Annotated in this window: 11 protein-coding genes and 1 pseudogene; 10 read left to right on the top strand and 2 right to left on the bottom strand. The window is 39.3% G+C overall.

The window, feature by feature from the left end:
- Positions 1-36 precede the first annotated feature (36 nt).
- Entirely contained in the window at positions 37-327 is a 291-nt protein-coding gene (locus tag KIM67_RS07140; protein WP_213830655.1) for a putative quinol monooxygenase, read from the bottom strand.
- On the bottom strand, positions 328-1,158 hold the full coding sequence (locus KIM67_RS07135) for an S-adenosyl-l-methionine hydroxide adenosyltransferase family protein (RefSeq protein ID WP_213830654.1): 831 nt from the start codon (positions 1,156-1,158) through the stop codon (positions 328-330).
- 122 nt (positions 1,159-1,280) lie between these two features.
- Between KIM67_RS07135 and KIM67_RS07130 the strand changes: the two genes are divergently transcribed.
- From KIM67_RS07130 to acs, 10 genes and pseudogenes are all read left to right on the top strand, one after another.
- Complete coding sequence (locus KIM67_RS07130; RefSeq protein ID WP_213830653.1) at positions 1,281-2,234, top strand: PhoH family protein; 954 nt, start codon at positions 1,281-1,283, stop codon at positions 2,232-2,234.
- 169 nt (positions 2,235-2,403) lie between these two features.
- Complete coding sequence (locus KIM67_RS07125; RefSeq protein ID WP_213830652.1) at positions 2,404-3,357, top strand: phosphoribosylaminoimidazolesuccinocarboxamide synthase; 954 nt, start codon at positions 2,404-2,406, stop codon at positions 3,355-3,357.
- A gap of 140 nt (positions 3,358-3,497) precedes the next feature.
- Positions 3,498-3,911 carry a helix-turn-helix domain-containing protein gene (locus KIM67_RS07120; RefSeq protein WP_213830651.1) on the top strand — a complete coding sequence of 138 codons (414 nt, stop codon included), beginning with the start codon at positions 3,498-3,500 and terminating at the stop codon, positions 3,909-3,911.
- 98 nt (positions 3,912-4,009) lie between these two features.
- The gene (locus KIM67_RS07115) at positions 4,010-5,239 is read left to right on the top strand and encodes a hypothetical protein (protein ID WP_213830650.1); all 1,230 of its coding nucleotides are present in this window, start codon (positions 4,010-4,012) and stop codon (positions 5,237-5,239) included.
- A 12-nt stretch (positions 5,240-5,251) separates the two neighbouring features.
- Complete coding sequence (locus KIM67_RS07110) at positions 5,252-5,512, top strand: DUF4212 domain-containing protein (RefSeq protein WP_213830649.1); 261 nt, start codon at positions 5,252-5,254, stop codon at positions 5,510-5,512.
- A gap of 23 nt (positions 5,513-5,535) precedes the next feature.
- The gene (locus tag KIM67_RS07105; RefSeq protein ID WP_213830648.1) at positions 5,536-7,251 is read left to right on the top strand and encodes a sodium:solute symporter family protein; all 1,716 of its coding nucleotides are present in this window, start codon (positions 5,536-5,538) and stop codon (positions 7,249-7,251) included.
- 96 nt (positions 7,252-7,347) lie between these two features.
- The gene (locus KIM67_RS07100) at positions 7,348-7,542 is read left to right on the top strand and encodes a hypothetical protein (protein WP_163419119.1); all 195 of its coding nucleotides are present in this window, start codon (positions 7,348-7,350) and stop codon (positions 7,540-7,542) included.
- Positions 7,535-10,222: a sensor histidine kinase gene (locus tag KIM67_RS07095; RefSeq protein WP_213830647.1), complete on the top strand. Its 2,688-nt coding sequence runs from the start codon at positions 7,535-7,537 to the stop codon at positions 10,220-10,222. Before KIM67_RS07100 ends, KIM67_RS07095 begins: the two co-directional genes overlap by 8 nt.
- A 2-nt stretch (positions 10,223-10,224) precedes the next feature.
- Positions 10,225-10,587, top strand: a complete 363-nt coding sequence (locus KIM67_RS07090; RefSeq protein WP_213830646.1) for a response regulator — start codon at positions 10,225-10,227, stop codon at positions 10,585-10,587.
- 34 nt (positions 10,588-10,621) lie between these two features.
- Positions 10,622-12,541, top strand: a pseudogene (gene acs / locus KIM67_RS07085) (acetate--CoA ligase); the annotation flags it as partial.

Below are 12,541 nucleotides of genomic sequence, written 5' to 3'. Positions count from 1 at the left end.
ATCAACCATCAACCATCAACCATCAACCATCAACCATCAACCATCGACTTTTTCCACACTCCATGCTTCAGGTTTTTCCGAAAACAATGTTTTAGTATTGCTCCAAACACCTTTAAAAAAATCGGATTGCCGATAGTTTTCCAAATCAGATTCTTTTTCCCAAAAACTATAGGTGAAAAAAATACAGGGATTTTTAAGGTCTTGGTACAATTCCACTAGCGTACACCCTTCAAAGGCTAGTATGCTAGGTTTGGTCGTTTCAAAAATTTGCTTAAAACTAGCAATATTTTCGCTTTTAAAAGTGAGTTTTACGATGCGAATGAGCATTTACAGAAAATTTATGGTTACGGTATCCCTATAATTTAGGCCCAGTAGGGTAGAGGCGCCCCCAACAGTCTTTAGATCACTTTTATAGATAGCAAGTTCAATGTAACCGGCAGAATTGAAAAGCGCCAATGCATCACCAGGACCTTTGCGGTTCACCTTGTCCAAATCAAAATCTATGATTCCGTTATACGTACCATGAATGGTCTTGAGCTTATTGGTTCTTGCGATTACCTCAAAATCGCGTCCGTTGCGATAGGCTTCAAAAAGATTCCTTTGTATGTTGGTGATTACATTGCCATAGTTATCAATATAGATAACATTTCCAGTGATACTTTTCCCATTATTAATGATTCGAGGTTCAAATTCCTTTAATTCTTTTAAATCATCGAATGGTTTTCCAATGACCTCCAATTTTCCTCCCCTTGCAATATGGCAAGCCACTTGTGCAAAAATGTTGAAAACTGGAAAAGAACCCGCACTTGAATTTGGAATGTTTATTTCAACAATTTTATCAGGATTTATTTCTGAAGTGATCAAAGAAATTACGCCGTTGTTGGCACTAACAAAATAATGCCCGTCGACGTGGACCGCAATATGTTGGTTTTCAATAGATAACTCCGAATCTACGCCAACAACATGGACCGTACCCTCTGGAAAAGAACGATATGCATTTTTCAGGATATACGCACACTCCTGAATATTGAACGGACTGATGGCATGTGAAATATCAACAACTGTGGTTTCTGGCAGGTTATTTAGTATAGTTCCCTTTATAGCACCTACAAAATGGTCTTTGTACCCAAAATCTGTAGTTAATGTTATGATTGCCATGCAATACTGTTGATATGTTTTTCCCTGCTCAAATCGATTTTTGGTTAAGTTTGTGCGATAAAATTAAATAAAAAGAACGAATAAGAACGCCGCAAAAATAACCTTAAAACATCCCACTCTTTTTGAACGAATTAATCATAGAACTTACGGAGATTAGCCCACAGGATTTTTTTGGGCAACGCAATGAAAACATTGAATTACTAAAAAAGTATTTTCCCAAACTGAAGATTGTTGCCCGTGGCAGCAAAATAAAGGTATATGGTGATGAAGCGCTTCTGGAGGAGTTCGACAAGCGTTTTGATATGCTCACCAACCATTTTGCCAAGTACAACAAGCTGGACGAGAATATGATAGAGCGCGTACTTACCAGTAATGGGAAAGAGGATTATACATCGTCTAAAAGTAGTGGTGATGTGCTGGTACATGGTGTTAGTGGTAAGCTGATAAAGGCACAGACGGCTAATCAGAGACGTCTGGTGGATGCATGCAAGAAAGATGATATGGTCTTTGCAATAGGGCCTGCCGGTACTGGTAAGACCTACACTGGAGTTGCTTTAGCCGTAAAGGCATTGAAGGAAAAAGAAGTACGCCGTATTATTTTGACTCGCCCTGCGGTAGAAGCTGGAGAGAATTTGGGGTTTTTGCCCGGAGATTTAAAGGAGAAATTAGACCCATATATGCAGCCGTTATATGATGCGTTGCGGGATATGATCGCATCTGAAAAGTTGGATAAATATATTGAGGACGGTACAATTCAGATTGCACCCATGGCGTTTATGCGCGGTAGGACCTTGGATAATGCCTTTGTTATTTTGGATGAAGCCCAGAACACGACCCATGCACAAATGAAGATGTTCCTCACCCGAATGGGAAAGAATGCAAAGTTTTTATTAACGGGCGACCCAGGACAGATCGATTTGCCAAGACGGGTAATTTCTGGTTTAAAAGAAGCGCTTTTGGTACTACAGAATGTTGAGGGGATAAGCATGATCTATTTAGATGATAAAGATGTAATCCGCCATAAGTTGGTCAAAAAGGTTATTGACGCCTATAAAAATATTGAGCATCATAATTAAGTTAGAAGTACGAGGTTAGAAATAGGAAATACAAAGTTTGTTTATGCTATTTTTTTCATTAAACCTTCCAAACTTTTTCTGATGAAACACCTAAACTTTAATTCCTGGTGAAAACTCGTAGAATTTGTGTCTCTAAAAAATACTACAAAATCATTCATAGAATCGCAGTATGAAAAACACCTTGATGGATACTAATTTTCACTTTGCTGGACAAAAATCGGTCTACAAAGGAAAAGTACGGGAAGTCTATACCCTTAACAACTATATTTTGGTTATGGTCGCTACGGATAGATTATCCGCTTTTGATGTGGTCATGCCAAAGGGAATACCTTATAAAGGACAAATCCTCAACCAGATTGCTACTAAAATGATGAAGGCAACTGAGGATATTGTGCCTAATTGGTTAATGGCGACGCCAGATCCAAATGTAGCGATAGGTAAAGCTTGTGAGCCCTTTAAGGTTGAGATGGTGATCAGGGGATACTTATCGGGGCACGCTGCAAGAGAGTATAAAGAAGGCAGGCGTACCATATGTGGAGAGCCTATGCCTGAGGGTATGAAAGAGAATGATAAATTCCCTAATCCTATAATTACCCCTGCAACAAAAGCAGAAAAAGGTAACCATGACGAGGATATATCCAAAGCTGAAATACTGAGCAAGGGAATTGTTTCTAAAAGTGATTATGAAGTACTGGAAAAGTATACCAGAGACCTGTTCCAGCGAGGTACGGAAATTACTGCTAAACGTGGATTGATTCTTGTTGATACCAAATATGAATTTGGTAAGACACAAGATGGTGAAATCGTTCTGATAGATGAAATTCATACGCCAGATTCTTCGCGCTATTTTTATGCCGATGGATATGAAGAACGTCAGGCTAAAGGAGAAGCCCAAAAGCAATTGTCAAAAGAGTTTGTTCGACAATGGCTTATCTCCAATGATTTTCAAGGTCTTGAAGGCCAAGATGTTCCTGAAATGAGCGATGACTATATAACATCGGTCTCAGAACGTTATATTGAGCTCTATGAAAGTATTATGGGAGAGCCTTTTCTAAAAGCCGAAGTCTCTAATCTACAGGAGCGTATTTCACTTAATATTTCCAATTACTTAAAATCTCTTTAGATAGTTCTGTTTATTGACAAAGCTGAGAATGAATATTTTCAGTTGAAAGACAGCTTTTTTTAAAATAATCCTTAAAACCTTAAACATTTACTATATATTTTGCTAAATTGATATATTTATGCAAAAATACTATAGTTATTATGGATGCCTGCCCTAATTGTGCTTCAACAAAATTTACAAAAGCTGGAATCGTAAATCAAAGACAACGGTATAAATGTAAATCCTGTAATTATTTTTTTACTGTCGGAAAGCTAGGCAAGCAAATTGATGACTACTATGTCAATAAGGCACTACAGCTATATCTAGAAGGTTTGACCTATCGAGAAATCGAAAGAATTTTAGGAGTTTCCCACGTATCCATAATGAACTGGGTACGGAAATATAATATTAAGCGGCCCTACAAAACGAATTACCATCCAACCTATAAAATTCTTAACGAAAAAGAGTTGAAAACCTATTTTCAAAACCCATCGAATATTAAAGGCGCAGGAGTTTTGGTTGCAGAACTTGGTGATAAGTTTATGCTGATTAAATGGGAACGTTTCAGGGAATAACTATATCAAATTACCATTAAAGTATATTAAGTTTTCTTTCACACTGTTTTTTTTGGATGTTCGTAGTGCATGCAACAAATCACTAATAACAGCTAAAAATGAAAAAAATAGTCTTTGGACTGGCACTAGGTCTGCTGGTCATGCAGGTAGTTCGTTCACAAGGTAGCACTGAGTATGATGGAGGTTACAAAGTAAAATTGAACGAAGACGGCTCTAAATATTTTCGAATAATTGCATGGGGTCAATTTTGGGCACAATACAACGACAATGTTGCCGATGATGCCAGCAAATTCAACCTTAGTGTACGAAGAGCTCGACTACTTACCTATACACAGTTGAATAAAAAATTCATGATTTTGACCCATTTAGGGCTAAATTCATTAAATGGTGAAAACCAAAGCGCCATAGGAACAGGTGCTAACTCACAATTGTTTTTTCATGACTTTTGGGGAGAGTGGTCTTATGATGAAAACCATCAAATTGGAGCTGGATTACACTATTGGAACGGTATTTCTAGATTAAATAGTGCCAGTACCCTAAACTTTATGACCTTGGATAACAACCGACAATCTTGGGCAGTTTTGGGGCTTTCAGACCAATTTGCACGACATATTGGTGTATATATCAAAGGAAAGTTTGGCAAACTGTTCTATAACCTTTCTTTGGATGAAGCAGGTACAAATAATCTTCAGGAAGATGTAGCACCAACCCCAGACGGCTCGGCAATATATGCAGGGAGAAGATTGTTGGGCTCACGTGATGCTGGAAAATTGGTGCAAGGGTATTTTTCCTATAATTTCTTAGATCAAGAATCCAATTTCCTTCCCTATAAAGTGGGTACATACCTAGGTAGTAAAAAAGTGTTCAATATTGGTGCTGGCTTTTTAGTGCATCCCAACGGCTCTGTGGTTGCGGATAGTGCAGGGGAATTATCTGGAGAGGATGTTTCTGTTTTTGCGGTCGATGCTTTTTATGATACCCCTTTGGGCGCAGACGGCAGTGCGATTACAGCGTACGCTAAGTTTCAAAATAATGACTATGGCCGTGATTTTGCCTTGGGAACTACTTACGATTCGGGAAATATGATCTATGGGCATGTAGGCTATTTACTAGCTGGTGAAAAGGATAAGACTCGGTTTCAGCCCTATCTTTCGTATCAAAACCGCAGCGTAGACGCTATTGACGACTCCGCAAATCGATTTGGAGTTGGAGGGAACATTTACTTTACCGGACACCATTCCAAACTATCTTTTGAATATTCCAACTTCAAATATGGAGATGGTGATAGCAATGGAATATTTACGGTTCAAGCAATGATTTATTTATAAAACCAACGAATTATGTCAGAAAAACAACAAAAAGCATCCGCCTACTGGAAAGAAAACCTTGGATATCTTTTTATCCTGCTAGCCATTTGGTTCGCTGTTTCCTATGGAGCTGCCATTATTTTTAAAGACGCACTCAATACCATCCAAATCGGTGGCTTTAAGCTAGGGTTTTGGTTTGCGCAACAAGGATCGATCTACGTATTTGTGATCTTGATTTTCGTCTACGTACGATTAATGAACAAGCTGGATAAAAAATACGGCTACGACGAGTAATAACTAACTAAAAACACTACAATATGAACGATGTTCAAATATGGACCTATGCACTGGTTGCGATAACCTTTGGTCTTTACATAGGAATTGCAATTTGGTCCAGAGCAGGATCAACAAAAGAATTTTATGTTGCTGGCGGGGGAGTTTCCCCATTGGCAAATGCCATGGCAACAGCTGCAGATTGGATGTCCGCCGCATCCTTTATTTCAATGGCAGGTATCATTGCCTTTGCAGGATATGACGGATCTGTATATTTAATGGGATGGACAGGAGGTTATGTACTGTTGGCACTTTTACTGGCACCGTACCTACGAAAGTTTGGTAAGTTTACGGTACCCGATTTTATTGGAGACCGCTATTATTCCAATACTGCTAGAATGGTCGCCGTTTTTTGTGCTTTGCTGGTCTCTTTTACTTATGTGGCTGGCCAAATGCGTGGAGTCGGTGTCGTTTTTTCCAGATTTTTGGAAGTTGATATTAATACCGGGGTCATTATTGGGATGGTGATTGTGCTGTTCTATGCCGTTTTAGGTGGAATGAAAGGGATTACCTATACCCAAGTAGCACAATACTGTGTCTTGATATTTGCCTTTATGGTTCCGGCAATTTTTATTTCCATACAAATGACCGGCAATCCTATTCCACAATTGGGAATGGGAAGCACGGTAAATGATGGTTCCGGGGTGTATTTGTTGGAAAAACTAAATGGATTATCCACGGAGCTTGGATTTGCAGAATATACCTCTGGTTCTAAAAGTTTAGTGGACGTATTTGCAATTACCTTGGCATTAATGGTAGGTACCGCTGGACTTCCCCACGTGATTGTACGGTTTTTTACCGTAAAAAGGGTGAAAGATGCCCGTAAGTCCGCAGGGTTGGCATTGTTGCTTATCGCTATACTTTATACTACGGCACCTGCGGTCGCGGTATTTGCGAGGACCAATATGATCGAAACGGTGAGTGATAAAGAATATTCGTCTATGCCCGAATGGTTTAAAAACTGGGAAGGCACAGGACTTCTTGCTTTTGATGATAAAAATAAAGATGGAAAAATTCAATATGTGGCGGATAAAGCTAAAAATGAACTGACCGTTGATAGGGACATTATGGTATTGGCCAATCCGGAGATTGCAAATCTGCCCGCTTGGGTCATTGCGCTCGTAGCTGCAGGTGGTCTTGCTGCCGCACTTTCTACGGCTGCCGGGTTGCTATTGGTTATTTCATCTTCGGTATCCCACGATTTGGTAAAGAAAATCTTTGTTCCTAATATTTCTGAAAAAGGAGAACTCTGGGCCGCTCGTGGTGCCGCTACGGTTGCGGTGGTGATTGCCGGTTATTTTGGAATAAACCCGCCCGGCTTTGTTGCAGCTGTGGTAGCGTTGGCATTCGGACTTGCTGCTGCTTCATTTTTTCCGGCCATTGTATTGGGAATTTTTTACAAGAAAATGAACAAAGAAGGTGCCGTTGCAGGAATGGTAGTCGGTATTTTATTGATGCTTTTCTACATGTTGAAATTTAAGTTCGGCATTTTCGATGGAGGCAAGTCAGCAGTAGAAGGTCTTAAAGCATCTTGGTGGTTTGGCATTTCACCAGAAGGTTTTGGTACCATCGCCATGCTGGTAAACTTTGTAGTTTCCTTGGTGGTCAATAAGTTCACAAAAGCACCGCCAGAGAATGTTCAGCAAATTGTTGAGGATATACGAATACCCAGTGGAGCTGGCGAAGCGTCATCCCACTAATATTAAATTAGTTGATTGTTAAAAAAGCGGTGCTGGTGAACGACTGCCGCACCGTTTTTTTTGTAATTTCAACAAAAGCACCTCTTGAAAATGAAAATGAAGAAAAGACATCAGCAAAAATTAGTGGTACTCGCCGTACTGCTATTCTTTTTATGGAATGTTCCTTTTGTAACCATTTTTGATGGTGATGCACAATTGTTCGGCTTTCCCATATTTTATGTCTTTATTTTTCTAAGCTGGTTCGTCGCGATTATAGTTTCATTTTTAATCCTGAAAAAGTACTATGAGTAACTATTTGCTCATATTGATTATCGTTTGTTACTTGGCTTTTTTGTTTTTCATAGCATTCTACGCAGAAAAAAACCGGAAAAGCAAATGGGTCAACAATCCCTACATTTACGTGCTTTCCTTAGCAGTATACTGTACCGCTTGGACCTACTACGGTAGTGTGGGCATTGCTTCAAAGTCGGGGATAAGTTTTCTTACCATCTATCTTGGCCCTGTAATAGCATTACCTTTATGGATTGTCATCATGCGGAAGATCATTCGTATCTCCAAGCAGCAAAAGATTTCGAGTATTGCCGACTTTATATCGATGAGATATGGGAACAATCGACTTCTAGGAGCTTTGGTCACCGCAACCTGTCTCCTTGCAACGATACCCTATATCTCATTACAATTAAAAGCAGTATCGGAAACCTTTGAAATCATTACTGGTGATCACAGCTATAGCACAACGGGTATTTTAGATGATTCCACATTTTACATTGCATTGTTGATAGCAATTTTTGTAGCCTTTTTTGGGACACTTTCAACAGATGCATCGCAACGCAAGAAAGGTATTATAGCCACCGTTGCCCTTGAATCTATTTTAAAACTTGTATTCTTCTTGGTAATAGGCATCTACGTAACGTTCTATCTGTTCAATGGTACGGGAGATGTTTACGAACAAGCATTACAAACCGAGAATTTTAAGCAGTTGTCATCATTTGGTGGATTGGAAAATGGTTTTAATTGGTTGTTCACGATTTGTCTCTCCTTTTTTGCCATATTCCTATTGCCACGTCAATTTCATGTTGCGGTGGTCGAAAATGAAACGGAACGTCACTTAAAGAAAGCTATCTGGTTGTTTCCGCTATACTTATTGCTGTTCAATGTTTTTGTGATTTTTATTGCTTGGGCTGGAAATATAAAGCTATCAGAAAACGTAAATCCAGATTATTATACGTTGCTATTACCCTTGCAAGAGGGCAACGTCTTTTTATCGGGACTGGTATTTATAGGTGGATTTTCTGCGGTAATCTCTATGATTGTAGTGTCCACATTGGCACTTTCAACCATGGTTAGTAACAATGTCATAATTCCGTATGGATTTCTAAAGAAAATGGTCGAGGGAAATCTTGAAGACAACTCAAAAAACATCAAAAACATTCGTAGGATAGCTGTTTTTACGCTTATTATTTCTGCTTATTTTTTTTATGTTGAGTTTTCTACACAGTTGTCTTTGTATTCCATTGGATTGATTTCTTTTGTAGTTATATCTCAATTGGCACCATCCTTCTTTTTTGGGTTATTTTGGCGTCGAGGTACCGCAAAAGCTGCTAAGACAGGTATTGTAATCGGTCTCCTTGTGGTAGTATACACATTGATTTCGCCAATAGTTGTAGATGCAATAAATCAGGACAACACATTTGAAACACAAGGGCTTTTTGGAGCAAAATGGTTAAGGCCGTCGCAATTGTTCGGAATAGATTATTTGACACCCGAGAGCAATGCGTTTTTATGGAGTTTGAGTTTTAATCTGCTCGGGTTTGTTTCAATTTCGGTGTTATCGAAAGGGAATTACAGGGAACGCAATTATGCGGAAATTTTTGTTCACAACGAAAACTACGAAAATTTACAAGAAGGTGCCTTTGTTTGGAAGGGAGAAGCTTATGTCACGGACATTAAAGAACTGTTATATCGCTTTTTGGGTGAGCAACGAACCAATAGGGCATTCTATATTTTTAATCGGAAGTACAACATATCCGAAACCGAAGAAAAAGCAGATGCCAGACTTATCAACTTTTCTGAAAAACTTTTGACAGGGAGTATTGGCAGTGCCTCCGCTAAGATTCTATTATCATCGGTTTCCAAGGAAAAGCCCATTAGTCTTGTTGAGGTATTGAACATATTGGAGGATACAAAAGAGACCAAGGCGAATAATAAACTGTTGGTTGAAAAGTCGGCCGAGTTATCCAACATGGCAAATCAGTTGAAAATAGTAAATCAAGAACTGCGGAATCAAGATAAACAAAAGGATGATTTTCTGGATACCGTGGCCCATGAACTTAAAACACCCATTACCTCAATAAAAGCCGCTTCCGAAGTTTTGGAAGATGAAGAAATGCCCCCAGAACTTCGAAAACGCTTTTTGAAAAATATAAGCAAGGATACGGATCGTTTAGCCGTTTTGATACACAATATTCTTGACCTTGAAAAATTGTCCAGTGATCGTGCAGAATTGGATGTAAAAAGTCATGAAATCAACAGCACCATTCAAAAAGCTATTAACGGTATTTCACAGATAGCAAATAAAAGGGGTGTAAAAGTGCTGTTTGAAAACGATATTCTTTTGACCGGTCTTTATGATGAGGACAGAATCCTTCAGGTTTTCACGAATCTTTTATCCAATTCCTTAAAGTTTACAGAGGAAAACAAGGGCATCATCAAAATTCAATTGGAAGAAAATGACGAAACCATTGAAGTTGCCGTAGCGGATAATGGAAAAGGCATTCCAAAAGAAGAGCACAATTATATTTTTGAAAAATTTTATCAATCAAAAAACCAGAATACAAAAAAACCCCAGGGCAGTGGATTTGGATTGGCGATCTGTAAAAAAATTATAGAAAGCCACAAAGGGAGTATATGGGCGGACGCTACATATACAGATGGAGCCCGCATGGTTTTTACTATTCCTAAATTAAAGTGAGCGTGAAAAAAATACTGATCGTAGATGATGAACCCAATATTGTAATGTCCCTGGAGTATGCCTTCAAGAAAAAGGATTTTGAGGTGTTCATTGCCAGAGATGGAAAAGAGGCATTAGAAATAGCACATAAACAGACGCCCCACATTATTTTACTGGATATTATGATGCCGCAAATGGATGGCTATGAAACACTTCAAAAAATAAAGGAAAACAAAGAATTAAAAGAAACCAAGATTATCTTTTTATCTGCCAAAAGTAAACTGGCAGACGTAGAAAAGGGAATGAAGTTGGGAGCGGACGGTTATATGACCAAACCTTTTTCCATTAAAAAAATAGTCAAGGATGTAGAGCAATTGATAGCATAACTAAATAAACAGACACTGAAATAAATATAACTTAAACGAAAAGATCATGAGTAATTATCACATAAAACATTTTGAGGAATACTATCAAGTCTATCGTAAATCCGTCAGAAATCCAGAGAGTTTTTGGGAAGAGGTTGCCGAAGAGCACTTTGTATGGCGCAAAAGATGGGACAGCGTCTTGGAATGGGATTTTTCCAAACCAGAAATCAATTGGTTCAAAGGTGCAAAACTGAACATAACGGAGAATTGCCTTGACCGCCATTTACCGGTTAGGGGAGACAAAACAGCAATCCTGTTTGAACCCAATGACCCAAAAGAAGAAGCACAGCACATTACATATAAACAACTTCACGAAAAAGTGTGCAGGTTTGCCAATGTACTAAAGGACAACGGTATTGAAAAAGGGGATAGGATAGTTATTTATTTGCCCATGATTCCGGAATTGGCAATTTCGCTTCTGGCCTGTGCACGTGTTGGCGCAATCCACTCTGTAGTTTTTGCTGGTTTTTCCTCTACTGCGTTGGGAACTCGAATCAATGATTGTGGTGCAAAAATGGTCATCACATCAGATGGTTCGTACCGTGGTGCAAAAACCATCGACTTAAAGGGAATTGTAGATGAAGCTTTGGAAAAATGTCCTGATGTTGAAACGGTTTTGGTAGCCAAACGGATAAAATCCAACATCAATATGACAAAAGGTAGGGACAAATGGTTGCAACCTTTATTGGATAAAGCGTATGCCGATTACACAGCTGATATTATGGATGCGGAGGACCCATTATTTATCCTGTACACCTCAGGTTCAACGGGCAAACCTAAAGGTATGGTGCATACCACTGGAGGCTATATGGTCTACACGGCCTACACGTTTAAAAATGTATTCCAATACCGTGAAGACGATATCTACTGGTGTACTGCCGATATTGGTTGGATTACAGGCCACTCTTACATCGTTTATGGTCCTTTGGCCAATGGAGCCACTACCGTTATGTTCGAAGGAGTACCCTCTTATCCGGATTTTGGTCGGTTTTGGGATGTGGTCCAAAAGCATAAAATCACCCATTTTTATACCGCGCCAACGGCAATCAGGGCCTTAGCAAAGGAAAACCTTGACTTTATAACGGAGCATGATCTCTCTAGTTTAAAAGTATTGGGTACTGTTGGCGAACCCATTAATGAGGAAGCATGGCATTGGTATAATGAACAGGTCGGTGAAAAAAAGTGTCCTATTGTAGACACTTGGTGGCAAACCGAAACAGGTGGGGTATTAATTTCACCAATACCGTTTGCAACCCCAACCAAACCCACCTATGCGACATTGCCCATGCCTGGTGTGCAGCCTGTTTTAATGGATGAGAACGGAAAAGAAATTAAGGGGAACCAGGTTGACGGAAGGCTTTGTATTAGGTTTCCTTGGCCCTCTATCGCCAGGACGATATGGGGAGATCATCAACGCTATAAGGATACCTATTTTAGTGCTTTTAAGGGAATGTATTTTACAGGAGATGGTGCGCTCCGCGATGAGGTGGGCTATTATAGGATTACGGGTAGGGTAGATGATGTGATCATTGTTTCTGGACATAATTTGGGTACGGCACCTATTGAAGATGCCATTAATGAGCATCCTGCCGTTGCGGAGTCAGCAATAGTAGGCTTTCCCCATGATATCAAAGGAAATGCACTATATGGCTACGTGACCTTAAAGGAAACAGGGGAATCCCGTGATCGTGACAATCTTAAAAAGGAAATAAATCAGGTTATTACGGAACATATTGGACCAATTGCCAAATTGGATAAGATTCAATTTGTTATAGGGCTCCCAAAAACTCGAAGTGGAAAGATTATGCGTCGTATTCTAAGGAAAATTGCCTCTAAGGAAACCAGTAATCTAGGCGATACTTCGACATTACTAAACCCTGAAGTAGTGGATGCCATTATGAAGGAGAGTTTATAG

The organism is Flagellimonas sp. 389 (genome assembly GCF_018449435.1).
GTDB lineage: Bacteria > Bacteroidota > Bacteroidia > Flavobacteriales > Flavobacteriaceae > Flagellimonas.
The sequence above is the reverse complement of the archived record's forward strand: the minus strand, read 5'-3'. Positions and strand labels throughout refer to the sequence as shown.

Excerpts from the sequence above, each read along its gene's own strand:
- KIM67_RS07140 (WP_213830655.1), bottom strand. The coding sequence starts at position 327 with ATGCTCATTCGCATCGTAAAACTCACTTTTAAAAGCGAAAATATTGCT.
- KIM67_RS07135 (WP_213830654.1), bottom strand. The coding sequence starts at position 1,158 with ATGGCAATCATAACATTAACTACAGATTTTGGGTACAAAGACCATTTT.
- KIM67_RS07125 (WP_213830652.1), top strand. The coding sequence starts at position 2,404 with ATGAAAAACACCTTGATGGATACTAATTTTCACTTTGCTGGACAAAAA.
- KIM67_RS07120 (WP_213830651.1), top strand. The coding sequence starts at position 3,498 with ATGGATGCCTGCCCTAATTGTGCTTCAACAAAATTTACAAAAGCTGGA.
- KIM67_RS07115 (WP_213830650.1), top strand. The coding sequence starts at position 4,010 with ATGAAAAAAATAGTCTTTGGACTGGCACTAGGTCTGCTGGTCATGCAG.
- KIM67_RS07110 (WP_213830649.1), top strand. The coding sequence starts at position 5,252 with ATGTCAGAAAAACAACAAAAAGCATCCGCCTACTGGAAAGAAAACCTT.
- KIM67_RS07105 (WP_213830648.1), top strand. The coding sequence starts at position 5,536 with ATGAACGATGTTCAAATATGGACCTATGCACTGGTTGCGATAACCTTT.
- KIM67_RS07100 (WP_163419119.1), top strand. The coding sequence starts at position 7,348 with ATGAAGAAAAGACATCAGCAAAAATTAGTGGTACTCGCCGTACTGCTA.
- KIM67_RS07095 (WP_213830647.1), top strand. The coding sequence starts at position 7,535 with ATGAGTAACTATTTGCTCATATTGATTATCGTTTGTTACTTGGCTTTT.